At 62.6% G+C, this 26,925-nt stretch carries 26 protein-coding genes; 17 read left to right on the top strand and 9 right to left on the bottom strand.

The genetic code is table 11. The features are described from left to right. Positions 1 to 83: 83 nt before the first annotated feature. Together JWQ24_RS07480 and JWQ24_RS07485 are read right to left on the bottom strand one after the other, a co-directional pair. Positions 84 to 1,880 carry a glucan ABC transporter ATP-binding protein/ permease gene (locus JWQ24_RS07480; protein WP_299806214.1) on the bottom strand — a complete coding sequence of 599 codons (1,797 nt, stop codon included), beginning with the start codon at positions 1,878 to 1,880 and terminating at the stop codon, positions 84 to 86. 114 nt (positions 1,881 to 1,994) lie between these two features. Beyond that, positions 1,995 to 2,990, bottom strand: a complete 996-nt coding sequence (locus JWQ24_RS07485) for an ABC transporter substrate-binding protein (protein WP_299806309.1) — start codon at positions 2,988 to 2,990, stop codon at positions 1,995 to 1,997. Positions 2,991 to 3,274: 284 nt separating this feature from the next. Between JWQ24_RS07485 and JWQ24_RS07490 the strand changes: the two genes are divergently transcribed. The 8 genes from JWQ24_RS07490 (at position 3,275) to JWQ24_RS07525 (ending at position 8,560) form a co-directional block, all read left to right on the top strand. Then, on the top strand, positions 3,275 to 3,664 hold the full coding sequence (locus tag JWQ24_RS07490; RefSeq protein WP_299806216.1) for a hypothetical protein: 390 nt from the start codon (positions 3,275 to 3,277) through the stop codon (positions 3,662 to 3,664). 122 nt (positions 3,665 to 3,786) lie between these two features. After that, positions 3,787 to 4,176 carry a phosphoribosyl-ATP diphosphatase gene (hisE, locus tag JWQ24_RS07495; RefSeq protein ID WP_299806312.1) on the top strand — a complete coding sequence of 130 codons (390 nt, stop codon included), beginning with the start codon at positions 3,787 to 3,789 and terminating at the stop codon, positions 4,174 to 4,176. 65 nt (positions 4,177 to 4,241) lie between these two features. Beyond that, positions 4,242 to 4,823: a YqaA family protein gene (locus JWQ24_RS07500; protein WP_299806314.1), complete on the top strand. Its 582-nt coding sequence runs from the start codon at positions 4,242 to 4,244 to the stop codon at positions 4,821 to 4,823. A 45-nt stretch (positions 4,824 to 4,868) separates the two neighbouring features. Next, on the top strand, positions 4,869 to 5,447 hold the full coding sequence (locus tag JWQ24_RS07505; protein WP_299806218.1) for a hypothetical protein: 579 nt from the start codon (positions 4,869 to 4,871) through the stop codon (positions 5,445 to 5,447). Between the two features lie 131 nt (positions 5,448 to 5,578). Then, positions 5,579 to 6,547, top strand: coding sequence for a nitronate monooxygenase family protein (locus tag JWQ24_RS07510; protein ID WP_299806220.1), 969 nt, complete (start codon positions 5,579 to 5,581; stop codon positions 6,545 to 6,547). Positions 6,548 to 6,660: 113 nt separating this feature from the next. Further along, on the top strand, positions 6,661 to 7,434 hold the full coding sequence (locus JWQ24_RS07515) for a thioesterase family protein (protein WP_299806222.1): 774 nt from the start codon (positions 6,661 to 6,663) through the stop codon (positions 7,432 to 7,434). Positions 7,435 to 7,580: 146 nt separating this feature from the next. Continuing rightward, a complete protein-coding gene (locus JWQ24_RS07520; RefSeq protein ID WP_299806225.1) occupies positions 7,581 to 7,826 on the top strand; it encodes a hypothetical protein in 246 nt (81 codons plus the stop codon). Positions 7,827 to 7,918: 92 nt separating this feature from the next. Further along, a complete protein-coding gene (locus JWQ24_RS07525) occupies positions 7,919 to 8,560 on the top strand; it encodes a hypothetical protein (protein ID WP_299806227.1) in 642 nt (213 codons plus the stop codon). A 4-nt stretch (positions 8,561 to 8,564) separates the two neighbouring features. On the opposite strand, the gene JWQ24_RS07530 is transcribed toward JWQ24_RS07525, so the two are convergent. Together JWQ24_RS07530 and JWQ24_RS07535 are read right to left on the bottom strand one after the other, a co-directional pair. Further along, on the bottom strand, positions 8,565 to 9,578 hold the full coding sequence (locus JWQ24_RS07530) for an LLM class flavin-dependent oxidoreductase (protein ID WP_299806229.1): 1,014 nt from the start codon (positions 9,576 to 9,578) through the stop codon (positions 8,565 to 8,567). A 215-nt stretch (positions 9,579 to 9,793) separates the two neighbouring features. Then, positions 9,794 to 10,645, bottom strand: a complete 852-nt coding sequence (locus tag JWQ24_RS07535) for a hypothetical protein (protein ID WP_299806231.1) — start codon at positions 10,643 to 10,645, stop codon at positions 9,794 to 9,796. A 269-nt stretch (positions 10,646 to 10,914) separates the two neighbouring features. On the opposite strand from JWQ24_RS07535, the gene JWQ24_RS07540 reads away from it, so the two are divergent. From JWQ24_RS07540 to JWQ24_RS07555, 4 genes are all read left to right on the top strand, one after another. After that, positions 10,915 to 11,319 (top strand): hypothetical protein, encoded by a 405-nt coding sequence (locus JWQ24_RS07540; RefSeq protein ID WP_299806234.1) that lies wholly within the window; start codon positions 10,915 to 10,917, stop codon positions 11,317 to 11,319. Between the two features lie 131 nt (positions 11,320 to 11,450). After that, on the top strand, positions 11,451 to 11,894 hold the full coding sequence (locus tag JWQ24_RS07545) for a hypothetical protein (RefSeq protein WP_299806237.1): 444 nt from the start codon (positions 11,451 to 11,453) through the stop codon (positions 11,892 to 11,894). Beyond that, a complete protein-coding gene (locus JWQ24_RS07550; protein ID WP_299806240.1) occupies positions 11,887 to 13,116 on the top strand; it encodes a biotin/lipoyl-binding protein in 1,230 nt (409 codons plus the stop codon). The genes JWQ24_RS07545 and JWQ24_RS07550 overlap by 8 nt, the downstream gene beginning before the upstream one ends. Before the next feature lie 207 nt (positions 13,117 to 13,323). Then, positions 13,324 to 14,559 (top strand): amidohydrolase family protein, encoded by a 1,236-nt coding sequence (locus tag JWQ24_RS07555; protein ID WP_299806243.1) that lies wholly within the window; start codon positions 13,324 to 13,326, stop codon positions 14,557 to 14,559. Between the two features lie 150 nt (positions 14,560 to 14,709). On the opposite strand, the gene JWQ24_RS07560 is transcribed toward JWQ24_RS07555, so the two are convergent. Continuing rightward, the gene (locus JWQ24_RS07560) at positions 14,710 to 15,672 is read right to left on the bottom strand and encodes an amidohydrolase family protein (RefSeq protein WP_299806246.1); all 963 of its coding nucleotides are present in this window, start codon (positions 15,670 to 15,672) and stop codon (positions 14,710 to 14,712) included. Between the two features lie 183 nt (positions 15,673 to 15,855). Between JWQ24_RS07560 and JWQ24_RS07565 the strand changes: the two genes are divergently transcribed. The 3 genes from JWQ24_RS07565 to JWQ24_RS07575 all read left to right on the top strand — a co-directional run bounded on the left by JWQ24_RS07565 (position 15,856) and on the right by JWQ24_RS07575 (position 19,910). Next, positions 15,856 to 17,019, top strand: a complete 1,164-nt coding sequence (locus tag JWQ24_RS07565) for a thiamine pyrophosphate-dependent enzyme (protein ID WP_299806248.1) — start codon at positions 15,856 to 15,858, stop codon at positions 17,017 to 17,019. 4 nt (positions 17,020 to 17,023) lie between these two features. Further along, entirely contained in the window at positions 17,024 to 18,745 is a 1,722-nt protein-coding gene (locus tag JWQ24_RS07570; protein WP_299806250.1) for a GMC family oxidoreductase N-terminal domain-containing protein, read from the top strand. A gap of 157 nt (positions 18,746 to 18,902) precedes the next feature. Then, positions 18,903 to 19,910, top strand: coding sequence for a 2-oxoglutarate and iron-dependent oxygenase domain-containing protein (locus tag JWQ24_RS07575; RefSeq protein WP_299806252.1), 1,008 nt, complete (start codon positions 18,903 to 18,905; stop codon positions 19,908 to 19,910). 131 nt (positions 19,911 to 20,041) lie between these two features. Here JWQ24_RS07575 and JWQ24_RS07580 read toward each other — a convergent pair whose 3' ends face one another. Genes JWQ24_RS07580 through JWQ24_RS07590 form a run of 3 tightly spaced genes read right to left on the bottom strand, consistent with a single transcriptional unit; the run spans position 20,042 to position 22,715 of the window. Continuing rightward, positions 20,042 to 21,046 carry an ABC transporter substrate-binding protein gene (locus tag JWQ24_RS07580; RefSeq protein WP_299806255.1) on the bottom strand — a complete coding sequence of 335 codons (1,005 nt, stop codon included), beginning with the start codon at positions 21,044 to 21,046 and terminating at the stop codon, positions 20,042 to 20,044. Positions 21,047 to 21,074: 28 nt separating this feature from the next. Next, entirely contained in the window at positions 21,075 to 21,869 is a 795-nt protein-coding gene (locus JWQ24_RS07585; protein ID WP_299806257.1) for an ABC transporter ATP-binding protein, read from the bottom strand. Positions 21,870 to 21,893: 24 nt separating this feature from the next. Then, a complete protein-coding gene (locus JWQ24_RS07590; protein WP_299806259.1) occupies positions 21,894 to 22,715 on the bottom strand; it encodes an ABC transporter permease subunit in 822 nt (273 codons plus the stop codon). 220 nt (positions 22,716 to 22,935) lie between these two features. Between JWQ24_RS07590 and JWQ24_RS07595 the strand changes: the two genes are divergently transcribed. Beyond that, positions 22,936 to 23,631 (top strand): GntR family transcriptional regulator, encoded by a 696-nt coding sequence (locus tag JWQ24_RS07595; protein ID WP_299806261.1) that lies wholly within the window; start codon positions 22,936 to 22,938, stop codon positions 23,629 to 23,631. Between the two features lie 360 nt (positions 23,632 to 23,991). Further along, positions 23,992 to 24,921 carry a hypothetical protein gene (locus JWQ24_RS07600; RefSeq protein WP_299806264.1) on the top strand — a complete coding sequence of 310 codons (930 nt, stop codon included), beginning with the start codon at positions 23,992 to 23,994 and terminating at the stop codon, positions 24,919 to 24,921. On the opposite strand, the gene JWQ24_RS07605 is transcribed toward JWQ24_RS07600, so the two are convergent. Beyond that, complete coding sequence (locus JWQ24_RS07605; RefSeq protein WP_299806266.1) at positions 24,833 to 25,972, bottom strand: tyrosine-type recombinase/integrase; 1,140 nt, start codon at positions 25,970 to 25,972, stop codon at positions 24,833 to 24,835. The genes JWQ24_RS07600 and JWQ24_RS07605 overlap by 89 nt on opposite strands. Positions 25,973 to 26,925: the final 953 nt, after the last annotated feature.

Genomic DNA, 26,925 nt, shown 5'->3' on the forward strand with positions numbered 1-26,925 from the left:
TATACCGGCTGAACTCATCAGAACAGTGGTGAGCCCTCCTATTCGTTGATGAAAGGGGCCAAATTTCGGCCGCTCGCCAATGTCTACAGTGTCGGTTCGGCATCCGTCACGGCCATGCCGGCGCGGACATTTTCCTGCACCATGAATTGCGCCGTCGCGAGCGCCGCGAAATGCCCGCCTTGCGCCACCAGTTCATCGAACGTTCCGCTTTCGATCACGCGGCCGTTCTCAAATACCAGAATTCGCGTGGCATTACGGATGGTCGAGAGCCGATGCGCGATCACGAAGGTGGTGCGGCCCTTCATCACTTCATCGAGAGCAGCGTTGAGCTTCGCCTCGGTGACGGCATCGAGCGCCGAGGTCGCTTCGTCGAGAATCAAAATTGGCGGATTTTTCAGGATCGCGCGTGCGATCGAGAGCCGCTGCCGCTCGCCGCCGGACAGCATGCGGCCGCGTTCGCCGGCATTGGTCTCGAAGCCGCGTTCGCTGCGGTCGATGAAGTCCATCGCCTGGGCGCGGGTGGCGGCGACGCGCATTTCTTCTTCGGTGGCGTCCGGTTTGCCGACCCGCAGATTGTCGGCGATCGAGCGGTTGAACAGCAGCGCCTCCTGGAATACGACGCCGATGTTCCGGCGCAGGCCGGCCAGGGTCAAGCCGCGCACGTCCATGCCGTCGATCCGGATGATGCCGGACTGCGGATCGAAGGCGCGATGCAGCAGCGCGATCGCCGTGGATTTGCCGGCGCCGGTGGCGCCGACCAGCGCGATGGTCTGGCCGGGCAGTGCGACGAAGGACAGGTCTTCGATCGCCGGCCGCTTGCCGTCATAGGAGAATGACACGTTGTCGAATTCGACCATGCCGGAGAGCCGGCCGGGGTCGATCGCGTCGATGTGGTCACGCACCGCCGGCACGGCGTCGAGCACGTTGAGGAACTCGCGTAGCCGGGGCGCTTCCATGAACACGCTGTTGATGAAGGCGACGACCTGTTCGAGTCGCTGGATCAGCATCGTGGCGAACGACACGAACATCACGATCTCGCCGACCGTGGTCAGCCCCTGCTGGTTCAGCGCGATGCCGACGGTGAAGATCGCGAGCACCGTGATGGTGGTGGATGCCCGCGTCATCACCGACACCAGCGCCCACCATGACAGCACCGGAATTTGCGCTGCCAGCAATTGGCCGGCCACGTTGCGCAAGCCCTGCACTTCGGCATCGACGCGTGTGAAGCTCTGTACCAAAGCGACGTTGCCCAGCGCGTCGGAAGCCCGCGCCGAAAGGTCGCCGTAATGCTCCTCGACCTCGCTCTGCATGCCCGAGGTCTTGCGCACGACCAGTGTGGTCAGCACCGTGAACACGATGCACAGGATCGCCAGCAACCCGGCGAGCCGCCAGTTGATATAGATCGACAGCGGCAGCAGAACGAGCAGCGAGGCGATCGCGGCGAAATGCTCGCGGAAGAATCCCAGCCACAGCCGCCAAAGCGCGTCCGTGCCCTGCAGCATCACCTTCATCAGCCGTCCGGAATGGGTGCCGGTGTGGAAGGTCAGCGGCAGTTGCATGATGTGTTCGAAATAATCCGTCAGCACGGCCTGACGCTGGCGATGGGCGAGGCGGTCGGCATTCAGCGCGACCACGGCGCCGCAGACGATGGTGAACAGCCCGAACCCCACCCAGGCCGCCAGCAGCGGCCAGGGCGACGTCGGTTCGGCGTTTAACGCCGCCGTCGACTTATTGCCGGACAGCACGTCGATGATCCGGCCGAACAGCACCGGCTCGGCAAATTGCGCGCCTGCCAGCAGCAGGTTGGCGGCGGCGAGAACCCAGCCGAGTCGTCGCTCCTTGCCGAGCAATTGCAGCACGCGGGTGTAGATGCGGATCATGGCGGGCACTCGTGGCAAGCGGAGAGGACGTCGGCCGGCATGTTAGGCAGGGATCGCCTGCGAATACAGCCGCACGGGCAAGTTGTGCAGGTGAACTTTGTCGGTTGATCTTTGTCAGTTGATCTGGCGGCCGACCGACTCCGGCAGGAAGGAATCGTCGAAGATGTCAGCGGCAGACGGTTGCTTGCGAAAGGTATGATCTTCCGCGATTTCTTCCACCGAAGCGCCGAACCGTGCCGCATCGATGCCGCCCAGGCCGTCGCGCCTGACGTCGTCGGTCAGGATGTTGTCGGCGATGACGGTCTTCAGCCGTTCGAGTTCGAGTTCGCTCGTGCCGTTCTCCATCGCCGACATCACGGTGTCGATCGCCTGCTCCGGCTCCCGGATCGCGAGTTGCGTGCCGGCGGTGACGGCGCGCAGGAAAGCCCGCACGGCCTCGGGTTTCTCGGCAGCGAATTTCGGATTGACGATGATCGAGAGGCCATAGGCGGCGCTGCCATAGTCGGCGAAGCGGAATACGGCGAGATCGGCTGCGGGCACGCCGCGGTCGCGCAGATTGACCGGCGATGCATAGGAGAAGCCGGTGACGGCATCGACCTGGCCGGCCGACAGCATCGGCTCGCGCACCGCCGCACTGATCTTCTCCTGCTTGACGCCTGCAAGCTTGATGTTGTTGCGCTTGGCCAGCGCCGGCCACAGCAGGATCGCAAGATCGCCGTCGGCGACGCCGAGCGTCTTGCCTTCCAGGCTCGCCAGCGAAGTAACGCCGCGGCTGCGCCGTGCGATCACCGCGTAGGGCGCCTTGTTCAGCAGCACGAACACTGCCTTGACCGGGGCCGCGTCGGGGGCGTCGCGGGCGCGGATCAGCGCGTTGAGGTCGGCCAGCGCCATATCGCTGGCGCCAGACGCGACGCGGGCGATCGTCTCCTTGCTGCCGGCAGCCACGTTGGTCGAGACCAGGAGGTTTTCGGCGCGGTACAGGCCGCGCGCGGCAGCAAGCACAAAGGGCGCCGCGACCGCATCGACCGGCCGGTCGAGCGTGAACTGGATCGTGGTGGGCGGACTCGGTTCCTCCGCGGCGCGGCCCGGTGCAACATGGGCAAGCACCAGCACGCCGATCAAGGACGCCACCCAGCCAGGAAGAATTTTCGCGCAATACCGCATCAGATGACTAACCGTAGGACCCTCAGTTGCCAGGGATGGTATGTTCGATTGATGACGCCGCCATGCGACATCTTGCGGCGGCACTCTACTCGCCAAAAACTGAACGTCGGGTGACTGCCCTGATTTTGACATCAATCGTTCAGGCTGCGTTGGGGTAGAGGAACCCATAGTGCCCGAAGTGGTTAGGTAACCGAGGCCCGCAGGGTCAGCGACCACCGGAGGACATTCAGATGTTCGCACGCAATAGGTTTTCCACCAGCACCCGCGCGGCCATTCTGGCCGCCGTCGCCTCGGTGGCCATTACGGCGGTAGCGCCCACGGCTGTTATGGCTGCGCCGGCTGCGAAGCAGGGCGTCTCCGCCAACCATGGCATCAGCGCCGCGACCGATTTCAGTTCGGCCCGTCGCCGGTATGCCCGTCGCGGCGGGGGCGGCAACGCGGCCGGTCTGGCTGCCTTTGCGGGTATCGTCGGCACGATCGGCGCCATCGCCGCTTCGCAGCACCGTCACGATAACTATTACTACGATCGCGGCCCCGCTTATTATAACGGCGGACCCGGCTATTACGGCGGCGGGCCGCGCTATTATGGCGGTGGCCAAGGCTACTACAACGGTTACTGATACGTAGCTGACAGGTTTGATGTAGGTCGCCGGCCGCCTCCAGACGGCCGGCGATTTACGTTAAATGCCATGTGACCGCGGGCGTTAACATGCTGGCTACGGTCTTCGACTACCGTATCGGGATGAGTGATTCGCTCAATCGACTCTACCTGGCGGTGCTGGCGGCCCGGGATCTTGATCCCGCGGTATCGCGGACCGCACGGCTGTTTCAGCGTGGTCCGGCGCAGATGGCCAAGAAGCTCGCGGAAGAGGCGATCGAGGTCGTTATCGATGCCGTCGCCGGAAAGCCGGACGCCGTGGTCCGCGAAAGCGCCGATCTGCTGTACAACCTCACGGTATTGTGGGCTTCGGTCGGGGTTCGACCCGAACAGGTCTGGGCCGAAATGAGCCGTCGAGAAGACATGCTGGGGATCGCCGAAAAGCTTCCCAAGCCGGCCAAGCGCAGCGCCGAACGGCATGCCCGGCGACCAATTGTCACGCTGGAAACCCGCCGATCGCGCAAACTCGGCTGACCTTTCCGCACCATCCTGCCCGCCCCGGCATGGACAAATCGCCATCAGGATGGTTCATCGCCGCCATGCTCAGAAAAATGTACGATTGGTGCATCGACGCCGCCCACAAGCCTTACGCGCTCTGGATTTTGGGAATGGTTTCGTTCGCGGAGAGTTCGTTCTTTCCGATCCCGCCGGATGTCATGCTGATCCCGATGTCGCTGGCGCGGCCGCCCAAGGCGTGGTTCTACGCCGCGCTTTGCACGGTCACCTCGGTCGCCGGCGGCATCGTCGGCTATGCTATCGGGGCTCTGCTCTACGATTCGGTCGGGCAGTGGGTGATCAATTTCTACGGCTACGGCGACAAGGTCGAGACGTTTCGCGCCGGCTATGCCCAATACGGCGCCTGGATCATTCTGCTGAAGGGCCTCACTCCGATCCCGTTCAAGCTCGTCACCATCACGTCAGGCTTCGCCAACTATAACATCTGGATGTTCATCGGGCTTTCGCTGATCGCCCGTGGCGGCCGGTTCTTCATCGTCGCCATCCTGCTTAACCGTTATGGCGTCTGGATCCGTGAGACCATCGAGAAGCACCTCGGCCTGTGGGTCTCGCTTGCCGTCGGCGTGCTTGTGCTGGGCTTTGTCGTCGCTTTACGCCTGTTTTGAACCGAGGCACTTCCCCCGGCGCAGGCACCGGGATACGTTTCTGTCATGTCTGATTTGGTGAAGCCGCTGCGCATGCTGGTCCGCAGCTTTTGGGTGGCCGTGCTGGTCACCTTCGTCCTTGCCGCTGCTACGGCCTTTGCCTGGTCGCAGACGCCGCCGGCCGCGACGCCAAAGTCTGTGATTATCCAGGTTACACCGGCGAGTCCTGTCGTGCCGACCGATCCGCCGGCGGTGGTGCCCGCTGCGCCGGAGCCGACGCCGCCTGCGCCCGAAAACCCCGGCCTGATCAACGAAATAGGCAAGCTGTTCAACAATCCCACCTCGATGTGGTCGGCTATGCCGTCGCTGCCGTCGTTCAAGATGCCCGGCGACAGCCTCGACGTCATGCCGAAGATGAACACGATGGTGAAGGGCCGCATGGTCTGCCCCGTCGCCGCCAATGGTGCGCCGGACTGCAAGACCGCCTCCGATCGGCTGTGCCAGAGCAAGGGCTTCAAGGAGGGCAAGAGCATGGATACCGATGCGGCGCAGAGCTGCTCGGTCAAGGCGATGATGCCCGGCCGCAAGCCCGAAGAGGGCGATTGCAAGACCGAGAATTTCGTCACGCGGGCGCTCTGCCAGTAGCCGCCTTTTCAGGCAGCTGATTTCCACCGCGCTGCAATTGCCATGTTGGCATTGCTTCTGGCATCGTCCGGCCGCTCAAAGGGCCGGTGCAAAGCCGGCGTTGCCCAAAGAAAAGAAACAGAGGAATTGCCATGTCGATGCCTGCGCTGTTCAAGAACCGTCTGTCGATCCCGGTGATCGGCGCGCCGCTGTTCATCATCTCGGTGCCCGATCTCGTCATCGCACAGTGCAAGGCCGGTATCGTCGGATCGTTTCCGGCGCTCAATGCGCGCCCCGCAGCGCTGCTCGACGAGTGGCTGCACCGGATCAAGGAAGAACTCGCCGCCCATGACAAGGCGCATCCGGACCGGCTGTCGGCGCCGTTTGCCGTCAACCAGATCGTGCACAAATCCAACAACCGGCTCGAGCAGGACATGGCGCTTTGCGAGAAGCATAAAGTGCCGATGATGATCACTTCGCTCGGCGCCCGCGAAGAGTTGAACCAGGCCGCGCATTCCTGGGGTGGCATCGTGTTTCACGACGTCATCAACCAGCGTTTTGCGCACAAGGCGATCGAGAAGGGCGCCGACGGCTTGATCCTGGTCTCGGCCGGAGCCGGCGGCCATGCCGGCGAAATCTCGCCGTTCGCCTTCGTCGCCGAGACCCGGCATTGGTTTGGCGGCCCGATCGCTTTGTCCGGCGCAATCGGCAATGGTCGTGCGATCCGCGCCGCGCGCACGCTGGGCGCCGACTTCGCTTATGTCGGCTCGGCCTTCATTGCTACCACCGAGGCCAACGCGGTGCCCGGCTACAAAGACATGATCGCCAACTCGACTGCCGAAGACATCGTCTATTCGAATCTGTTCACCGGCGTGCACGGCAACTACCTCAAGCCCTCGATCGTCGCCGCCGGCATGGACCCCGACAATCTGCCGGAGTCCGATCCCACCAAGATGAACTTCGGCACCGATGCCTCCGGCGAGCGCGCCAAGCCGAAGGCCTGGAAGGAAATCTGGGGCAGCGGCCAAGGCGTCGGCAGCGTCAAGGCGGTGGTCCCCGTAGCCGAGCTGATCGCGCGCTTCAAGAAGGAATATGACGGCGCGATCGATCCGGGGCTGTAGGGCGAAGCAGAACGTCCTCGCTCTCCTCCGCGCGTCGCGCGACCACCCTCTCCCACCTGCGAAGCTTCGCTTTGCCTGGGGGAGAGGGGAAGACAGAAAGCCAAGCACTTCCGATGGACTTCATCTACCAACTCGACGGCCACCACGTCATCACCACGCCTTTTGCGGCCGGTCCCTGGAACGCGACCATGCAGCATGGCTCTGCGCCGTCTGCACTGGTGACGTTTCTCGCAGAACAGATGCCGACGGCGAGCCCGATGCAGGTGGTGCGCGTCACCATCGATCTGCTGCGGCCGGTCCCGGTGGCGCCGCTGACCTATCAGACCGAAGTGCTGCGGGAAGGACGAAAGATCCAGCTCTGCGGGATCACGCTGCTCGCCAACAATGTCGTGGTGGCGCGAGCCTCTGTGCTCAAGATCCGGACCGAGCCGCAGCCGCTGCCGCCGGAGATAGCCGATCCGCCGCTCGAACTGCCCGGGCCGGACAGCGGCGTGCCGGTGGCGCGCCGTCGCGCCGGCAACGCCTTCATGGGCGGTCTTTCGACCTGTGTAGTCCGCGGCGGGCTGATGGCGTCGGGGCCAGGCGCGATCTGGTACCGGCTCGACCGGTCGATCGTTGAGGGTGCGGTCACCTCGCCGGTAATGCGCGCCGTGGTGGCCGCCGACTTCAGCAATGGTACTTCTGCCGTGCTCAACTTCGAACACTGGACCTTCCTCAATGCGGACCTCACGGTCAGCCTGGCGCGGCCGCCGGTCGGCGACTGGATCCTGCTTGATTCCGAGAGCTGGATCGGCCCGGACGGAACTGGCCTCGCCGCCTCGAAACTCGCTGATATCAACGGCTATTTCGGTCGCGCGGTGCAGAGCCTGGTAATCGAAAAACGCTGAAGGCGCGGTGGGAACGGCCTGCCGGCGGGCGCTAGCCATCCGCCGGCAGCATAGCCGGTGTTTACCAGCCGTTAACCATGCCGGGCCCAACATCAGGCTTCAGGACTTCGACCGCCGTTGTTGGCGGCCTGGCTTGGGTAGCTGTCATGGAACTCGATTCCTTTTCCGCGAAAACGCCGGCGACGATCGAAGAGATCAAAGTGCGCGTCGCCTTCGCCTTTGAGCGTCATCCACTGTGCCGCGATGTCGCCTTCGACATTGTCTCCAGCCCGCTCAGCCCCAAAGGCGCAAACTGGACCATCTGCATTCAGCAAGTAGCTCCGGACGCGCTGTGGGAGGCCTCCGACATCGTGTCCGACATCCAGGAAGCCTATATTCTCGCTGCGGCCTGACCTGTCGGAGCGCCGCCGCGGCATGGTTCAGCCGCAATTCGCCGGCATTTCTATCGTCGGTAAAGGCGGGTCGTTGATCGACGGGGTATGGCTTGACGCGAACGCTAATCATTTCGGTGACGGTTTGTCTGGCGGTGCTCTGCGCTGCCGTGGCTGCCATTGTCGGCCGTGACAGCGGGGCGGTGTCGTTCGACACGGCCGCGGTCTCGTCGGTGGCGGTCACGCGCGGGCCAGTGTCGAACCGCGAGAACAAGAAGGACCGCCTGGTCGCCGGGGCTGATGCGCAAGCCCTGCTTGCCAACGATCCGCTGCGGCAGGCCTTTGCGTCCGACAGTCCGCTCGCTGGCCGCGGCAATACAGTATTGCCCCCGATCGTGATCCCCTCGCAGCAGCCGGCCAAGCCGAAGCTCGGCTCGCCGCCGGCGCAGAAGAACTATTCGTTGCTCAGTGACGCGCAGATCGCCGCCATCAAGGGCCGGCTCAATCTCACCGCGGCCCAGCAGCAGAACTGGCCCGCCGTCGAAGAAGCGTTGCGCGCCGTCGCCCGCAAGATCCACGTCTCTCGCCAGGTCAATTCCGCGAGCAGCCCTCCGATCGATCCGGCCAGCGCCGAAGTTCAGCAGTTGAAATCCGCCGCGATGCCGCTGCTGTTTCAGTTGCGCGAGGACCAGAAGCGCGAAGTGCGATCGCTCGCGCGCCTGATTGGCCTCAACGCCGTGGCGTCGGCGATCTGATCTGCTACGCCACCGCGCTGACCGTCGCGCCGGCGATCTCGGCATTAGCTTCGGCGATCAACTGATACGAATGCAGCCGGGCGCCGTGGTCATAGACATCCGATACCACCATCAGTTCGTCGGCACCGGTCTCGGCGACCAGCGCCGCGATCCCGGCGCGCACCGTTTCTTTGGAGCCTACGATCGCGCGCGCCAGCATCCGCATCGCCTGCATCTTCTCGGCGGGTGACCAGTAGGTCTCGATATCGTCGATCGGCGGCTGGCTGAGGCCGCGGGTGCCGCGTGCCATGTTGGTGAACGACATCTGCTGCGTGGTCCACAGCCGCCGGGCTTCCTTGTCGGTATCGGCGGCGATGATATTGACGCCGACCATCGCGTGCGGCCTGGCCAGTTGCTCCGACGCCTCGAAACGTTCGCGGTAGATCTGCAGCGCCTGCAACAGGGCCTCCGGAGCGAAGTGCGAGGCGAAGGCGTAGGGCAGGCCGAGGGCTGCGGCGAGCTGCGCGCCATAGGTGCTGGAGCCGAGTATCCACAGTGGCACTTCGGTGCCGGCGGCCGGAACGGCCTGAATTTTCTGGTTCGGCCCGGCCGGTGCAAAGAACGCCTGCAGCTCCATCACGTCCTGCGGGAAATTGTCGGAACTCTGCAGCGTCCGGCGCAGTGCGCGGACGGTGATCTGGTCGGTGCCGGGTGCACGGCCAAGCCCGAGGTCGATGCGGCCGGGATATAGCCGCGCCAGCGTGCCGAACTGTTCGGCGATGATGATCGGCGCATGGTTCGGCAGCATGATGCCGCCGGCACCGACCCGGATCGTTTTGGTGCCGGCCGCGATGTGGCTCACCACCAGCGACGTTGCCGCACTGGCGATGCCCGCCATATTGTGGTGCTCGGCGACCCAGAACCGGCGATAGCCCCAGCCTTCCGCATGGGCGGCGAGGTCGCGCGCATTGTCGAGCGCCCCGCGGGCGTCGGTTTCCTGGGTGACGCGGACGAGGTCGAGGATCGAGAGGTCGGTCATAAGCGGGCTCCTGCTGTCCTCGCTATGTGGGAACGACGGAGGACGGTTGCCAGCCGGGGCCGAAACTTCCGTGTCGGAAGGCCGCTGCGCCGCGAGGGAAGCCTTGCGGCGAGGGAAGCCTTGCCCGCAGGAACGACAGAAATTGAAACTCTGAACGGGACGATGCCGCGTAATATCCGCGGCAGCGGCCGGACCGGCGAGAATGACGCGTCGCGTCATCGCAACGTGATCGGAGTCCGCAACGTCAACTGAAATGTCGGTTTTGGCGCCCAGGCGAGTTCGGCTGTCAGCCCGAAACGAACCCGGTCATCGTCGGTCATGCGATCGAGATCAAGGCGGAGGATCGGAAGCGTGAATGGCTTGACCTGCAACAGGCTTCCTAAATTGGCACCGTCGAACGCCTGCACGCCCGCCCGGCCGGTCAGCTTCCAGTTGTCGGGCCACTGGTAGTAGGCTCCGAGATAGCCGATGGTCGACGAGCCCACGTTGAGGACCGCAGAATCGATCATGATGTTTGCATATTTGACGCCGGCCAGCAGGCCTTTCGTCTCGTCTTCGTTCAGCGCGTAGCCGAACTCGACGATGCTGGCGGTGCCTCTGGCGCTGATCACGCCGCTGATCGACTGCGTATAGGTCGATTGCACCGTAACGGAGGGAAAAAGACCGCCCTTCTGCTCGTAGGCGACCGCCTGGAATCCGGCGCTCCAGCTATCCACCACCATGGACGTCCAGCCATAGCCTTCGGATCGCGAAGCATAGGTATTGACGCCGGCATAGATCGACAGCCGGTCGGATACGTCCACGGTGACAGGCAGGGAGAACGCCACGCTCTGCGCCGACAGCGAATTCAGATTGGCCAGCGAGAATGAGTTGCGAAAGCCGATGGCGAAGGAGTTGGCGGGAATGGCGGTATAGGTAGTGGAAACATCCACGTAAAGCCGCGGCGTGGAAGGCGCGGGCGTCTCCTCGTCGCCCCGTTCGGCGTCGGCATCCTTGCCGAACCCCGAGTCGGACGCGAGCGCGACAGCGAGCAGGATGATCGGATAGAAGCGCGCGCTCCGCGTCATCGGTCGCTCCGTATGATCGGCCGTTGAATCGATACCGCACAAATGCGCAACCAGCTCGCGCGCGTCGGTCGACCATCGGCGACAATTAGAAATGCCAGGCCGGATGTTGTAAACAGGCAATCTCGCGTGAGCGAAGCGGGGCCCGTGGACGTCGCGCTTTTCGCGGCGCTATGCTTGCGGACCTCTCGCATTGAAATGGCGCGATGCCCTTGACGGGATCAGAAAAAGTACCGGTCTATCTCGCGCTGCTCGCGATCTAGGTGCTTGGCGTGATCGCCTTCGTCTGGCAGGCGTTGCCGGCGTTCACGCAGATCGTCGTCGATCCCGGCCGGCAATTGCCACCCGAGAACCGGTCCGATGTGATGGCGGGGGTAGTCATGTTCGTGATGCAAATCGCCTACTGGTATCGGCTGTCGTGCATCTCCGTGCCGTTGTTTCGCGAAAATCCGTTTCTGAGCCATCTGTTTCTGTTCGTCGGACGCCTGAGTTTCGTTTTCGGCAGCGCGCTGTTCTCCGTTGTTCTGTTCAGGCACGTACCGGAGCTGAAAGGGGAAGCCGACGTCGTGCTGATCGTCAGGCGCGGTCTGATACTGTTTGCGTCGTTGTTCGCGCTGTTTTGCGCGAGCCTCGAGGTCGAACGGGTCGGACTCGCATTCGCCAGCCGGCGAAGCTGAATTGCTGTGGCGTGCGGCCATCATGCTGCACTGCATGGCATTGAGGCTGAGCGGAATGCTTGCCAAGAGGCTGAATTCTGCGACTATGAAACTCTGGGAAAAGATCCCATGCATCCCGAATGGGGGCTCACGTGACCGACATGCTGCATCCGAGCGCCCCGCATCACCTCCCCGCTTTTATCACGGCGCCCGGAGAAGCCGACACGTTCATGATCGTGGTCGGTCTCGTTCTGATCGCCGCCGTCCTGATGGTCGGCAATCTCTATCTGCGCCTGCACAGCCTGCCGGAGCGCATGGCGCATAAATCGCAGAAGCTGCAATTCGAGATCGTCGCCGTGCTGGGGCTGATCGCCCTGTTCACTCACAACCATCTGTTCTGGGTGATCGGGCTGTTGCTTGCCATGGTCGATCTGCCGGATTTCGGAACGCCGCTACGCAGTATCGCGGGATCGGTCCAGAAGATTGCCGGCATCGAGCCGGCTCCCGAAACGTCGCCGGCGGACGAAAGCGCGGTGGACATTCCGACGGCGCACGCGGCCGGCGGCACGAAAGGTGGAGCGCAAGGTCATGCTTGAGCTTCTGCTGTGTTCGCTGCTGACGATATTTCCGGACTATCTCTATCGCCGCTACAGGCAAGGCAAGCGGTTCGGGAAGGAGATCACATTCTATTCCGTCTGGTTTGAGCTGAGGTGGGGGATCACCGCATGCCTGATGCTGACGGTCGCGCTGATCACCGTCATCTTCTATTTTCATCCGTCAACGACGAGTGCGACGCTGTTCTATCGAACCGTTCCGATCCTTCCGGAAGTTAATGGCCGGGTCGCCGAAGTGCACGTACAGTTCAGCGCGCCTGTCAAAAAGGGCGATGTGATATTCCGGCTCGACAACGCCAAACAGGAAGCGTCGATGGAAACGGCGCGGCGCAAGATCGCGGAAGTCGATGCGGCCATGCTGGCGGCGCAGGCCGATATCCTGAAAGCCGAAGGGCAGGCCCAGGAAGCCAAGGGGGCCTATCAGCAGACCTCTGACGAACTCGACACCAAGCGCGAGCTGCAGAAGCGCAATCCCGGCGTGGTGCCGCAGCGCGACATCGAAAAGCTCGAAGTCCTGCTGACCGGCCGCCAGGGCGCGCTCGACGCGGCCATGGCATCGCGGCAATCGGCGATGGTCCGCGTCACGGCTTTGCTTCCGGCGGAAAAGGCGAGCGCGGAGGCGGCGCTTGCAGAGGCGCAAGTCGATCTCGACAAGACATTCGTTCGGGCCGGTGTTGACGGGCGGGTCGAACAATTCACATTGCGCGCCGGCGATGTCGTCAATCCCATCATGCGGTCCGCGGGCATTCTGATTCCGGAGAATGCCGGCCGGGTGCTCTCTGCGGGATTCGGGCAGATCGAGGCCCAGGTGATGAAGGTGGGAATGGTCGCTGAAGCGACGTGCATCTCGAAGCCATGGGTCGTCATCCCGATGGTGGTGACCGGTGTGCAGAACTATATCGCGGCCGGTCAGTTTCGTGGTGGCGAGCAACTGGTTGAAGCGCGGCAAGCGTTGGCCCCCGGTACCATCCTCACCTTCCTTGAGCCGATCTACGCGGGCGGTCTCGAAGGGGTGACGCCAGGCAGCAGTTGTATCGTCAATGCCTATACCAGCAACCACGACGTGATCGCCGCCAAGGAGACCGGGGCTTTCAAGCGTCTGGCCCTGCACGCCGTCGATGCCGTGGGTGTCGTCCACGCGATGTTGCTACGCGTCCAGGCGTTGTTGCTGCCCGTAAAGACGCTGGTCATGAGCGGACACTGACCCTGCGAGGGTCGATCGGCTCGCTTCCTTCAACGCCAGGGGGCGGATAGCCCGTCATGCCTTCAGACCCGGATCGATCCGGGGCCATGAGCCGGGTCTTTGGCGCGATGTATACAAAATTTGCAAATCTGCGTATTTTTGACCCGTCATGGCACGTCGCTTGCTTCAAAACCGGCAGCCGCCATGCCGCGGCACGAGAGCGCCGCCATGAAAACCAGTGACATTGTCATCCGTGCCGCGCAGTTGCGCGGGCAAACCGAACTGAACGACATCGCGATTCATGACGGTGTCATTGTCGCCATCGCGCCGTCGCTGGCCGCGCAGGGCGCCGAAGAAATTTTGGTCGACGGCCGCTTGGTCACGGAATCCTTCGCCAATCCGCATCTGCATCTGTGCAAGGTCTGGACCCTGTCGATGGCCGAGGATATCGCGCGCGCGGACTACCACGGCGCCGGCATGGGCAAGGCGATGGCCGCGATCGAGGCTGCGAGCCACGTCAAGGCGACCTATGCGGAAGGCTGGATTCTCGACAATGCGCGGCGCGCCGTGGCGCTGGCGGCGATGCACGGCAATCTGCACATCCGCGCCTTTGCCGATGTCGACAGCAAGGCAAAGCTCGAAGGCCTCAATGCGCTGCTCAAGGTGCGCGACGAGTTTCGCGGCATCGTCGACGTCCAGGTCGTCGCGTTCCCGCAGGATGGCATTTTGCGCGAGCCTGGCACCAGGGAGCTGATGCGCGAGGCGATGGTGCGCGGCGCCGATGTCGTCGGCGGCATTCCGTGGATCGAATACACCGACGCAGCCGCAGCCGAGCACATCTCGTTCTGCTTCGATCTTGCGAATGAGTTCGACAAGGACGTCTCGATGCTGCTCGACGACGCCGGGGATCCCTCGCTGCGCACGCTGGAGATGTTTGCGATCGAGGCAATCGCGCGCGGCTGGACGAACCGGGCGCTGGCGCATCATTGCCGCGCGATGAGCCAGTATCCGAAACCCTACCTGCACCGGCTGATAGGCACGTTGAAGGCGGCGGGCGTGTCGGTGGTCAGCGATCCGCACACCGGCCCGCTGCACGCCTGCGTGCGCGAGTTGCTGGCCGATGGCGTCAATGTCTGCCTTGGCCAGGATGATATTTCAGATGCGTATTATCCGTTCGGCCGCAATAATATGCTCGAAGTGGTGTTCCTCGCCGCGCATCTGCTGTGGATGATGTCGCGCGACGAAATCGAACAGCTCTATGACCTCGCCACGTTCCGCGCCGGCCGCGCGATGAATGTTGAACTGAAGATCGCCGTCGGCAGCCCCGCACATCTGGTTGTTCTCGGCGAACGCGACATGCTGGAAGCCGTGCGCTACCACGCGGCGCCCGTGCATGTGATCAGCCACGGCCGCAGCGTCGATCTGGCGAAGATGCGGGAGATCGCGGGACGGCCGGCGGTGTAGAACCGTCGGCATTCGACAGGCCTCTCCGCCGTCGTTGCGAGGAGCCCTTGCGACGAAGCAATCCAGCTCTTACGGCGTTCGAAGACTTCTGGATTGCCGCGTCGCTTCACTCCTCGCAATGACGGGGAGAGGCTGGTGCGCGCGGCTCGATCAGAACCGCAGCAGCTTCTTTGCCGTCTGCCCCAGCACTTTTGCCTGATCAGCTTCGCTGAGCGCGCTGCGCTTGATCCAGTCGGTGCCGGCCTTGTTGGAGGCGAACGGCCAATCGACGGCGAACAGGATGTGGTCGATGCCCATTTCGGTGACGCTGCAGGCCAATGCAGAGTCCGAGAAATTGCCGCTGGTGGTCAGATAAAAATTCCGGCGGAAGGTTTCGCTGAAGGTCATGCCGTTGCAGACCGGACGCGACAGCAGATCATCGGTGCGCCACAGCATGAAGGGCAGCGCCTCGCCGAGATGGCCGAGGATCAGCTTGAGGTCGGGATATTCGGCGAGCGCGCCCGACAGCACCATGCGGATCGCCTGCGTCGCCGTCTCCGAGGTGAAGCCCCAGACCGGGCCGCGCAATTCCGGGAATTCGCGGCCGAGGCCGTCGTAATAGACTTCGGCGACGGCCGGGCTCGGTAGCGCGGGATGCAGATAGATCGGCACGTCAAGCTTTTGCGCGCGGGCGAAGATTGGCCAGAACTGCTTCTCATCGAGGAATTTTCCGTTGGTCAGCCCGTTGACGACCGCGCCCTTGAAGCCGAGTTCGATGACGCAGCGCTCGAGTTCGTCGGCGGCGGCTTCCGGCGCCGGTGTCGGCAGCACGGCGAAGCCAGCCAAACGGTCGGGCGCCAGCGCGATGCTCGCCGCCAGTCGGTCGTTGGTCTGGCGCGCCATCCGCACGGCGGTGTCGGGATCGAGCTTCTGCGTGGTGGGGCCCGCATGCGACAGCACCTGGATATCGATGCCGCCTTCGTCCATCTCGCGCAGGCGGATTTCGCCGAGGTCGAGCAGGCGCTTGCCGATCTCCGGAGGCCGGAACGCGTCGAGCCCGGTGAAGTGCTCCACCAGCAACGGGTCGTTGTAGTGCTCTTCGAGCGCGATGGTCAGGGGCCGCGAGGTGGTCATATGCTGTCCGGATGTAGGCATTCGATAGCATCATGTATGCAATCAATGTGCCACCGATTCCCGGCAATCCCAATGATTTAACACAATTAATTTTCGAGTAGAGCCGGATCGAGCGTTTCTTCGCGAGATTGGCACGTTTTATGTATGCAAGATTTGGCGTTCACATGCCCACTGGATACCCTCATGACGGCAACCGGTAAAATCAAGCGTTTCGCGTTTCTGCAAGTGCTCGCCGCGCGCGTCACGGACGATCTCGTGGTCACCAACCTTGCCAACACCGCGACCGAGTGGTTCTCGCTGCGGCCGTCTGACGCCAACCTCTATGCTGTTGGCATGGGAATGGTGACGCCCTACGCGCTCGGCCTGTCGCTGGCGTTGCCGGATGAGGACGTGATCGCGCTGGATGGCGACGGTGGCATCCTGTTCGACCCCTCGATCCTCGGCGTGATGGCCGCCCGCGCCGGCCGGCTCACCGTCATCATTTTTGACAATGGCGGCTACCTCTCGACCGGCAAGCTCCCGGCGGTGGGGTCGTTGAGTTCGACCGGCGTCAATCTGGAAGACATCGCGCGCGCGTACGGCATCGCCCATACAAGAACAGTCATCGACTGCGCCGGGTTCGAGAAGGCACTCGATGAGCGCGCGCCCGGCCAGCCGATGGTGCTGATCGTCAAGACCAGCGCCGAGCAGCAATTCGTCGGGCCACTGCCGATGGATCTGAAGGAAAACAAATATCGCTTCGCGCGCCACATCGAGGCGCGCCGCCATATCCGGATATTCAAACCCTCCGCCAAGGAGCATGGCGCGAAGCCGGTGGCGGACCCGGCCTTGCGCGACATCGCACAATCCTCGTTCGGCCAGGTACTGTATGAAGGGCTGAAGGAAAACGGCATCGATTTTGCGGTCGGCCTGCCGTGCAGCGGGTTCTCCGCCGTGCAGGGGCTTTTGTTCGAGGACACGTCGTTCGACTACGTCTCGGTGCCGCATGAAGGCGGCGGGCTTGGCCTGTGCGCGGGGGCGTGGCTCGCCGGCCGCCGCCCGGCGGCGCTGATCGAGAATTTCGGGCTGTTCGCCAGCGTCTATCATCTACTGCGCGGCCATATGAGCTACGGCATTCCGACGCTGATCCTGACCGAGTTCAGGGGCGACATCGGCGATCAGGAATTCTTCGCCGAAGGCGGCGAGGTGACGCTCGACGTGCTCAAGGCGATGCGCATCAATCACCGCGTCGTCGAACGCGTCGAGGACCTGAAGCCTGCGATCCGCGACGCGCTGCGCTGGATGGACGGCTGCCTGCGGCCGTTCGCGCTGGTGCCGACCTTCAATCTCACCCGCCTGAAATCATAGCGCGATGCAGCCGACGCTCCCAGCCTATGACTATGTCATCGCCGGTGGCGGCTCCGCCGGCTGCGTGATGGCCAACAGGTTGTCCGCCGATCCCGCGATCACCGTACTGCTGATCGAGGCTGGTCTCGATATGCCGCCGGGGCAGGAGCCCGCCGAAATCCGCAGCCCGGTGCCATCCGTGATCTTCCACGGCACGCGCTACATGTGGCCGGACCTGCGCGTCGTGCCGTTTCGCGACCGGGACGGCGACCGGTTCTACGAGCAGGCCCGCGTGCTTGGCGGCGGCTCCAGCATCAACGCGCAGGTTGGCAACCGCGGCATTCCCGACGACTACGATGAATGGGAGCGGCTGGGTGCCGCCGGCTGGGGCTGGAACGACGTGCTGCCGTATTTCCGCAAGCTGGAGCACGATCTCGATTTCGCAGGCAACAGCGAGATGCATGGCGCCGACGGGCCGATCCCTTTGTACCGGGTGCCGCGCGAACAATGGCCGGTGTTCTCGACGACGTTGGCCGGCGTCGCGGAAAAGGCCGGGTTGCGCGATATCGGCGACCAGAACGCCGTATTCGACGACGGTTATTTTTCGCCGGCCTATACGAATGAACACGATCAGCGCGTTTCTGCGTCGATGGCCTATCTGCCCGCAACGGTCCGGGCACGGCCCAACCTGACCATCGTCACCGAAGCGATGGTCACGTCTCTCACATTCGACGGTATGCGCGCGGTCGGCCTGACCTACGTTGTCGGCGACTGCACGATTGAAGTCGCAGCCGGCGAAGTGCTGCTGGCGCTGGGCGCGCTGCATACGCCGGCGATGCTGATGCGCGCCGGCATTGGGCCTGCCGCGGTGCTGGCCCAGCACGACATCGCGCCGCGTGTGATCAGCGAGGGCGTCGGCAAGAACCTGCGCGATCATCCCGGTACGCATCTCTGCGCGCTCGTAAAGCCGCATGCGCGAATGCCGGCGCGGCTGAAGAAATCCGGCCATGTCGCCTTCCGCTTCACCTCGCGGCAAGAGGGTGCCTTGCCATCAGATCTCTACATGCATTGCGGCGTGTCGTCGGGGTGGCACGGCGTCGGCAAGCGCGTGGCGTACTTTTACTTCTGGCTCAACAAGTCGCGCTCAACAGGCGAAGTCGTGCTGCGCGATAAAGACCCGCTCAGTCGCCCGATCGTGCGGATGAATCTGCTCTCTGCGGACGGCGATGCCGAGCGGTTGGCCGACGGCTTTCGCTTCATCGCCGGCCTGCTGCGCGACCAGGCGATGTCGTCGGTGATCGAGCGTCCCTTCGCAGTGCGCTTCAGCCCGTTCATCCGCTTCATGAATCAGGTGCGCGCACCCAATCGGATTGTGATGAATGCGCTGGGCCGGCTGCTCGATGGCCCGGCATGGCTGCGGCGCTGGCTCGCGGCCCACGTGCTGTCAAATGCACCTGGCATCGATGAATTTCTGGGCGATCCCGAGCGGCTGAAGCACTATCTCAAAACCAATGTGATGAGCGTATCGCATGTCACCTGCACCTGCCGGATGGGTGCTGCCGATGATCAGAAGGCGGTGGTGGATGTCGCCGGCCGCGTCCACGGAATAATGGGGCTGCGCGTCATCGACGCGTCGGTGATGCCGAGCCTGCCGCGCGCCAATACCAATCTGGCGGTCATGATGATCGCAGAGAAACTGGCCGTCGCGATCCTGCACGACCGCGCCACGGAGGGCGTCGCCGGATGAAGATAGTGCGGATGTATTCCAGTTTGGTGCTTCATTTCGATGCGGTCCGGCGCGCCGGGCGCGATGCCGCTTTCGGAGAGCAATTGACGCGGCCTGTGCTGCGGTCATGGCCGGCGCGTGCCGGCGATCATCTTCAACTCATGCGAGGGCTTAGCGAATGACTAACTCTTTCCAGGCGGCAGAAATTTCAGCGAACAAGCTTCCGGTGATCGATGTCAGTGGGCTGTCGTCGTCGAAGCTCGAGGACCGCGCCGCGGTCGGCGCTGCGATCCGCAGCGCCTGCATCGACAATGGCTTCTTCTATGTTTCCCAGCACGGCATTCCGAAGGGCTTGATCGAAGCGGCGCAGGATCAGACCAAGGCGTTTTTCGACTTGCCGGATGGCGAGAAGCGCAAGGTCTCGAAAACGCTGTCGAGCTGTAACCGTGGCTGGGAGCCGCTGAAGTCGCAGACGCTCGATCTGAACGCGCCGCCCGACCTCAAGGAAAATTTCTACATGGGGCTCGAACTGCCGCTCGATCATCCCGTGGTGGTCGCCGGCACCTTCAACTGCGGGCCCAACCTGTGGCCGGAGGACATGCCGGAATTCCGGCCGACGATGCGCGCCTATCACGCCGCGATGCGCGACCTTGGCGAGCGCATCACGGTAGGGTTGGCGCTGTCGCTCGGCCTGCCGGAAAATTATTTCGACGGCCTGCACCGCGATCCGCTGTCGACCTTGCGTCTGCTGCATTACCCGCCGCATCCCGCCGACGCCCAGGCCGGCCAGGCCGGCGCCGGCGCGCATACCGACTTCGGCGTGCTGACTTTGTTGCTGCAGGACGATAATGGCGGGCTTCAGGTGAAGGACGTCAACGATACCTGGATCCACGCGACGCCGGTTCCCGGCACCTTCATCGTCAATATCGGCGATGCCATCGCGCGCTGGACCAACGATATGTACCGCTCGACGCTGCACCGCGTCGTCAACACCTCGGGAAATCGCCGCTATTCGATTCCGTTCTTCTACACCGGGAATGCCGAGACGAAACTCGCATGCCTGCCGAACTGCCTGAAGCCCGGAGAGACGCCGAAATATCCGGAAGCGACCATCGCCGAGCACATGATGCAGATGTACCAGAAGAGTTACGGCGCGCCGGCCAACGTCAAGGCCGACGCGGCGTAAGGTAACACGCCGCCGTCATGGCCGGGACAGGCCCGGGGCACGACGGTGATTGAGGCCATCTTCCACGCGGAACATGGCTGCAGCAAAAAGGCCCCTTTCGGGGGCCTTTTCCGTGCCGAGGCTGCTGTCGCTTACTGGTAGTCCATCGACAGCATCGGTGCCGGCGCCTTGCTGAGGCCGATGACTTCCGGGCCGGCGACCTTCAGGATGATGTCGAAGGTCTTGGTGATCGCCTCGTTCATCCCCGGCTCGAACTTCTTGACGAGGTCGCGGCGGACCTGATCACGGAACGCCTTGATGCCTGCCGGCGACAGCTTCATCTCGGCGCCGCGCTCCTCCCAGACCGTGCCGTCGGTCTTCAGGATCTCATAGGCGTCCTGATAGGCCGCGACGAACGCCTTGACGTTGTCCGGGCGTTCCTTGACGTAATCCGCACGCATGCCGAAGAACAGATACGGCACGGTGGGAATGCCCATGCCCTCGGTGATGCTGCGGATCGTCAGCATGTCCTTGTACTTGCCCGACGCGATCATGTCGGCCGCGAGCGAATTCCACATCTGGGTGGCGTCGAGCTGGCCGTTCTCGATCGAGCCGCGCAGCAAGGGTGCTGCGGCTTCCTGGATGTTCACTTCCTTGGCGAGATCGATGTTGAACTGCTGCTTGGCCGCGGCCTGCATGATCAGCCAGTCGAACGATACCTTGCTGTGCACGCCGAGCTTCTTGCCCTTGAGGTCGGCAAGCGTCTTGATCGGTGAATCCACCGGCACCAGAACGGTGTTGATGTAGGTCATGAAGGGGGCCACGCCGACCACGGGAATCCCGCCATCGATGATGCGCGCGGTGGCGAGCCACTCATAGACGATCATCTCGGCGCTCTTGCTCTGCATCGCGGTGGTCGCGGTGTTCGCATTGGTGTAGGGCAGCGTTTCCAGCTTGAAGCCGTATTTCTCGTCGAGCTTGAACTTCTTCACGACGAACGGCAGCAGCGACATCGTACCGGCGGGATTGAGCATCATGCGGATCGAGCCGCCGTCGCCCCTGGGCGCCGCTTCGGCGCGCGGCATCGCTGCGGTGATGGCCAACAAGGCCGCGAACGCCAGCGTCGCGCCTCGCAGCATAAGTTTCGAACCCAACATAGGTAGTCCTTCCTGTTGAAAGAATGTTTCAGGCCAAAGTGATTTCCGAACGCCCGGAATGAGCCCTCAGCGCGTTGACGACGACTTTGCTTTTCTCAAAGAGGTCGGTGTCTTCGTAGGAGCGCGGCCGCTGGACGCCGTCGATGCTGACTTCCTGGCGTATCTTGCCACCGGGGCCGTTGCCCATGATCATCACGCGGTCGGCGAGAAAGGAGGCTTCGACCGCGTTATGGCTGACGAACAGGATGGTGGTTCGGAACGCCGACCAGATGTTGAGCAGGCTCTGGCGCAAATGCCGCGCGGTCATCTCGTCGAGCGCGCTGAACGGCTCGTCCATCAGGAGGATGTCAGGCTCGATAGCAAAGGCCCGCGCGATCGAGGCGCGCTGCTGCATGCCGCCGGACAGTTGGCCGGGATAGAACTCGGCGAATTTGCCGAGTTCGACGAGGCCGAGCACGCGATCGACGCGGTCGCGCCATTCGCTGACCGGAAACTTCGAGGCTTTCAGCGCGAATTCGACATTGGCCCGGACTGTCTTCCACGGCAGCAGGCGGGCTTCCTGGAACACATAAGCGACGCGGAAGCCTGCGGCGATCTGCTCCTCGATGCTCTTGCCCTGGATCGTGAACGTGCCGTCATAGGCGTGGTCGAGTCCGGCAATGATGTTGAGCAGCGTCGATTTCCCGCAGCCGGACGGGCCGAGGATGCCGACGATCTCGCCGACTTCGAGCGACAGGTCGACGCCGTCGAGCGCCAGCCAGCCTTTGTTAGGGCCGCGGCCGCGGAATTCCTTGCGGATATCTCTGAGATCGATCTGTGCCATGCGATGCCCTTGCGATCTCCGGGATTACTGGGTGCGCCAGCGGAAGATGCGTTTCTCGATGGTGCCGAGGATCACCACCTCGATGAACAGCATCACGATCACGAAGCTCAGCGCGTGCGCGAACACTTCGGTCATGTTGAACATCTGGTAGTAAAACTCGATGCGGTAGCCGATGCCGTCGCCGCGGCCGAGAAGTTCGGCGAACAGGATCATCTTCCAGACCAGGCCGAGGCCGAAGCGCGCCGAGGCCAGCAGGATCGGCGCGATCTGCGGCGCGACGACGCCAAGAATCTGCTGCTGGCGGCTGGCGCGAAACGCCTTCGCCATGCCGAGCAGCCGCAGGTCGATGCCCTTGACGCTTTCGCGGATGTTGATGGTCAGGATGGGGATGATCGGGATCGCCGCGCCGAGGATCGCAGCCCTGTCGTTCAGCCCGATCACCATGTAGCAGGTCAGCATGATCACCAGCGCCGGGATGGTGATGAAACACACCACCCAGACGCGGAAGAACACGCCGGCGACGTGCGACAGCCCCATCGTGAAGCCGAGCACGGCCGAAACGGTCATCGCGATCAAGAAGGCCGCACAGATGCGACCGAGCGTGATCGCCATGTCGATCCAGATCTGGCCCTTCTGCATCTCCTCGATCAGCACGCCGGCGACGATGTGCGGCGCCGGCAGCACCTTGGCGGAGAGCGCCCAGGAGCCAAGATACCAGACGCCGATGATCGAGATCACCGACAGCACGGTAATGGCGGTGTCCGACGTCAGGAACGCCAGCGACATCGTGCCCGACGATGTCTTCGTCTTTGGCCGTGGCAACGAAGTGGGTACCGTGATGGTCATCCATGGTCTCCGGCGGCGGGACGTCGGACGTGGGTTCACGCCCCGCTCTGGTCTTCTCGCCATGAGTTACGCAAGTTCTGTGCCAGCGTGCATACATCAGGAGATCGTTGCGAATAGCCGGTATTTGCCGTAAAATGATGCCAGCAACATCCCGCTTCGACGGCTTTTGGCGTCCCTGCACAATTCGATGTATGCAAATCTTTCTTTAAGGCATGCACAGATGGCGAAAAAGATTGCGGCAGTGGCCGTCGACAGCCTCGTTTCTAAGCAGGTGGGCGAAACGCTCGCCGGGGTGGTGCACCGTGAGCTTGAGCAGGCGATCCTGAAAGGCGCTCTCAAGCCGGGCGACCGCCTCGACGAACAGGAGATCGCGCAGCGCTACGGCGTGTCGCGGACGCCGGTGCGCGAGGCGTTCCGGCTGCTCGGCGCCAATGACCTGGTAGACCTGCGCAGCCGCCAGGGCGTGATCGTGCGCAAGATCGGCGTCAATACGCTGCTCGAGATGTTCCAGGTGATGGCCGAGCTGGAGGGCCTGTGCGCGCGGCTGGCGTCGCGGCGGATGTCGGCGGAACAGATGGCGCAGATGCAGGCGGTGCACGAGCGGCTGATGGTGTCGGCGTCAGGCGTCGATGCCGGGGAATTCGACGCGATCAATATGGAGTTTCACGGCATCATCCACGACGCCGCGCGGAACGTCTATCTCGCTGAACAGACCCGTCAGCTGCGCAACCGCGTCGCGCCGTTCCTGCGCCGCGTCACCCACAAGCCGCACCGTTTCGAGACCACGATCAAGGAGCATGGCGATATCATCGCCGCGCTCATTGCCCATGATGCCGAACGCGCCCACGCCGCGATGCGGCTGCACGTCAACCTGCTCGGCGACGACCTCGCGGATTTCATCGCGGCTTATGAATAACGGAGGGAAAGCTCGCTAGTGGTGCCCCTGGCCAGCATGACCCAACCAGCGACACGCGATTATCTAATTGATTTACATAGGTAATTTATCTCGAAATTTTTGACTGTGTAGAGGGGGTGGTTGTCGATTGTGTAGTGGGTCACTGCTCGCTAGTGGCGCAGTGGAGGCCTTCAACGGTTCAGCTTGGTTGAGGCCGAGGCTGCTCTATGATGTTTACGGCGTTGTGCGCCGGGCTTGAACGCTTCCCGAACCCATGCTCAATCGACCTCGCCGCCGCCTTTGCAACAGCGCCGCGCTCAGCCCACCATTGTCGTGTGGAAGGCCTGCACACCACGAACTCAAGAGAGCTGCATACGCCTGATGCTGGACGATGGACTGGGAATTGAAGATAGGCTGGGACCACGACCGACGATCAGCAGGAAGCCACCGAAGCCAGTTCAGCATCGCTGGTTCGATCAATGGCTGATCGCTCGGGGCCAGCCGCTGCAGCAGCTCGTCACTGACATCTTGCAGGTCGTTGAAAGCCGCGAGCAGAGGGTGCGGGCACGGCGTCCCGACGATCAAAACAACCACCAGCGCATGATCGAGGGGGTGGTCTGCAATCTGGCTTACACTACTCTTAGCCCGCCCCCCACAGGCTGGCTGTCCGTGAACACCCGGAACGGCGCGAAAGGCAAGAACAGGTACGACAACCGAGCATTTGGGAAGCCATATCGGAAGTTGCTTGATCTGCTTGCTGAGGAAGGCCTTCTGGAGCGGCAAATATCGGACGCCATCCGTGGCGAGGTAAGCTCCATCAGGCCAACGGAACGGTTCGCGCACATGGTTCAGCCGTTGGCGCTCAAGCTGGCTGATTTTGCGTCTGATCCAAGCGGGGAGGTGATCCTGCTGTCGCGGGTCGCTCGGACTTACTCAGCGGAGACCCGGCGGACAAGGAAGAGCAAGAAGCTCTTCGATTACGACGACACGGAGATCAGCCAAGACTATCGGGTCGCGGTACAGGAGCTGAATGCGTTCCTTGATGCAGCGGACATTGAGTTCCTCGACGACGGCCTTGAACCCCTTGTTGACCCACGCAGCAGGATGCTGACCCGGCGCTTCACCATCTTCGACGAGCAGGTGACCCGTTTCGATCAGGTGGGACGGCTCTTCGGAGGGTTCTGGATGACCCTCAAGCGGGAGCGGAGGAAGCAGATCAGGATCAACGGTGATGGTGAGCCCTTGCTCCGTCTAGATGAATGGAAATGTGACGGTGCGTACGGCTTCTCTCATGGCCACAAGAGCCTCTAGAAAGCCCGCGGACAGCTTCGGCTGGCTTGCAACTCGCAATTCGGTGACCTCTCTCTCGCAGAGCTTGCATTGATTGCTGATCTACGACTGGTACGATCCTGATCGATTTTTTGTTCTTAAGTCTTCCGATCGAGTTGAATCGCAGGGAGATGGTCGATTTTTCCGTGTCTATTTCCTGAAGTTCAAGGCCGCATATCTCACCAAGCCTTGCCCCAGTGCAGGCGAGCAGTCGAATGATCTCCTGAAGCTCGTCGTTGATGGTGCCAACCTTGGCAAGCAGAGTTCCGACTTCGGAGTATTCGAACGATACACCCAGTTCGCTGTCATCCTCCGGCACGACGACCGTCATTTTCTCGAATGGATTACGGGCGGTAAGCTGAAACTCTGTGAAGCTCCATTCGAGGAGCGCCTTTACAAACGCCACTTGCTTCCGCACGGAGCCGGGCGCGTATTCGCCCTCCAGTTTGGTGAGGTACGACCGCGCATCGGTCCGGGTCACGGCAGTTGCTTCCTTGTCGCCGATCATCTTGACAAGTTCTGCGACAATACGGTTTCGCTCTCGCTTATAACGGAGCCAGTCGCCTCGATTAACGTCTCGCCCTCTGGATTTGTCCTCTAACAGCAGCCGCAGGCAATAGCTGAGCTTCGGTCTCGGGCGGCCCAACGTCCCCTGTACGATGGCGACCTCGGTAGAGACTTGCCGCAACTTCGCTCGTTCTTCCGAAGATGTGGTCTCCAAGGCTTCCTCAAGCTCATCGAGGCTTCCGATGCCAGCGTCGGTCAAAACGATGTCCACCGCAGTATCGCGGTCGTCTACGGTCCAAGCATCGGGGTTGTCAGAGTTAGGCAGGCCTCGCGATCTAAGAGAGCGGACAGCAGCCTCGAAGAGCAGGTCGCCGCTGACACCAGCCTCGGTTTTCGCTTCCGAGAACCAACGCTCCACTGAAGCGTGAAACTCAGCGTGCCGCAGCCTCACAACGCCCCGATCCCCACTCTCAAAGCTCTTGACGATCTCGGTCTTGCCTATGGCAACCCTAAGCGCGGCAGGCACGCGCCGTCGATAGCCGTGGATGCCGGTCTTTGTCGTAGTAAGATATGGAAGCAGGGAAATTACTCTGTGTAGTGGACCGTGTAGAGCGCGGTGTATCGATCCACCTCGAAAAAGGCAATAAGTTCAATAACTCAAGTGGTTGCTTGTTGGGAATGGTGCGCCATTCAGAATAAAACTGCGAACTCATATGTTATTGAAATCGTTATATAATATATCCCGTATTGGGGGCGCTGCTCAGCTCGACGTCAGCATGCTCTCGACGGTTCCGTGACGCGCCCCGAGGCGCTGGTTGCGGCGCTCGGATCGAACCGGCCGACGCGTCGGCCGCACTTCCCTGCTCGTCGGTCGCCACGTAAAGCTTGTGGTGAAAATCATTGTCCGCAGCCATGAACTCCTCAGAGTCACCGAGTTGGATAGTTTTGGCGGATGGGTGTCAACGGCGGAGCAAAACCAGGCCAGTATGGCGGAGTAAAGCAGGCCACTGGCTTGTGTGACGCCCTCATGGAACTGGCCCCGATCGGGGCCAGTTCCATGAGGGCGTGGCTCGTTGTTTTATCCTTGGGTGATGATTTCGCCGGTTTCGGGATTGACGGCTTCGATGGCCGGCGTGGCGCCAGTGATGAGCCTGCAGATGATAGGCAGGGACATGCGCCCCATCGAGCCCCCGGAGTTGTTGTTCTGGGGGCGCGATGTCGCTGGGGGGCATGGCCGGCTTCGCGCTGGCCTACCCAGTCAACGTCTGGTTGGTCAAACAAGGCCTGAAACACGGGCTGATGACGGAGCGGAGGCAGCAAACATGCCTCGTCAGCCCCATGCCCGCCACCACGCCGGTCACGCGCAGAGTAGCGCGCACGATCAGCGTCCGGCCATCAGATGGGATCACCCTTCGGTACATTCGCCTCGACGATTGTCGCGATCGCCAAAGCAGGCCCGTCGATATTGATCGACGCTTA

The organism is Tardiphaga sp. (assembly GCF_028290495.1).
GTDB lineage: Bacteria > Pseudomonadota > Alphaproteobacteria > Rhizobiales > Xanthobacteraceae > Tardiphaga.

Bases quoted from the DNA above. Each gene is read 5' to 3' on its own strand.
- JWQ24_RS07480 (WP_299806214.1), bottom strand. From the start codon at position 1,880: ATGATCCGCATCTACACCCGCGTGCTGCAATTGCTCGGCAAGGAGCGA.
- JWQ24_RS07490 (WP_299806216.1), top strand. From the start codon at position 3,275: ATGTTCGCACGCAATAGGTTTTCCACCAGCACCCGCGCGGCCATTCTG.
- hisE (WP_299806312.1), top strand. From the start codon at position 3,787: ATGAGTGATTCGCTCAATCGACTCTACCTGGCGGTGCTGGCGGCCCGG.
- JWQ24_RS07500 (WP_299806314.1), top strand. From the start codon at position 4,242: ATGCTCAGAAAAATGTACGATTGGTGCATCGACGCCGCCCACAAGCCT.
- JWQ24_RS07505 (WP_299806218.1), top strand. From the start codon at position 4,869: ATGTCTGATTTGGTGAAGCCGCTGCGCATGCTGGTCCGCAGCTTTTGG.
- JWQ24_RS07510 (WP_299806220.1), top strand. From the start codon at position 5,579: ATGTCGATGCCTGCGCTGTTCAAGAACCGTCTGTCGATCCCGGTGATC.
- JWQ24_RS07515 (WP_299806222.1), top strand. From the start codon at position 6,661: ATGGACTTCATCTACCAACTCGACGGCCACCACGTCATCACCACGCCT.
- JWQ24_RS07520 (WP_299806225.1), top strand. From the start codon at position 7,581: ATGGAACTCGATTCCTTTTCCGCGAAAACGCCGGCGACGATCGAAGAG.
- JWQ24_RS07530 (WP_299806229.1), bottom strand. From the start codon at position 9,578: ATGACCGACCTCTCGATCCTCGACCTCGTCCGCGTCACCCAGGAAACC.
- JWQ24_RS07535 (WP_299806231.1), bottom strand. From the start codon at position 10,645: ATGACGCGGAGCGCGCGCTTCTATCCGATCATCCTGCTCGCTGTCGCG.
- JWQ24_RS07550 (WP_299806240.1), top strand. From the start codon at position 11,887: ATGCTTGAGCTTCTGCTGTGTTCGCTGCTGACGATATTTCCGGACTAT.
- JWQ24_RS07555 (WP_299806243.1), top strand. From the start codon at position 13,324: ATGAAAACCAGTGACATTGTCATCCGTGCCGCGCAGTTGCGCGGGCAA.
- JWQ24_RS07560 (WP_299806246.1), bottom strand. From the start codon at position 15,672: ATGACCACCTCGCGGCCCCTGACCATCGCGCTCGAAGAGCACTACAAC.
- JWQ24_RS07565 (WP_299806248.1), top strand. From the start codon at position 15,856: ATGACGGCAACCGGTAAAATCAAGCGTTTCGCGTTTCTGCAAGTGCTC.
- JWQ24_RS07570 (WP_299806250.1), top strand. From the start codon at position 17,024: ATGCAGCCGACGCTCCCAGCCTATGACTATGTCATCGCCGGTGGCGGC.
- JWQ24_RS07575 (WP_299806252.1), top strand. From the start codon at position 18,903: ATGACTAACTCTTTCCAGGCGGCAGAAATTTCAGCGAACAAGCTTCCG.
- JWQ24_RS07580 (WP_299806255.1), bottom strand. From the start codon at position 21,046: ATGTTGGGTTCGAAACTTATGCTGCGAGGCGCGACGCTGGCGTTCGCG.
- JWQ24_RS07585 (WP_299806257.1), bottom strand. From the start codon at position 21,869: ATGGCACAGATCGATCTCAGAGATATCCGCAAGGAATTCCGCGGCCGC.
- JWQ24_RS07590 (WP_299806259.1), bottom strand. From the start codon at position 22,715: ATGACCATCACGGTACCCACTTCGTTGCCACGGCCAAAGACGAAGACA.
- JWQ24_RS07595 (WP_299806261.1), top strand. From the start codon at position 22,936: ATGGCGAAAAAGATTGCGGCAGTGGCCGTCGACAGCCTCGTTTCTAAG.
- JWQ24_RS07600 (WP_299806264.1), top strand. From the start codon at position 23,992: ATGCTGGACGATGGACTGGGAATTGAAGATAGGCTGGGACCACGACCG.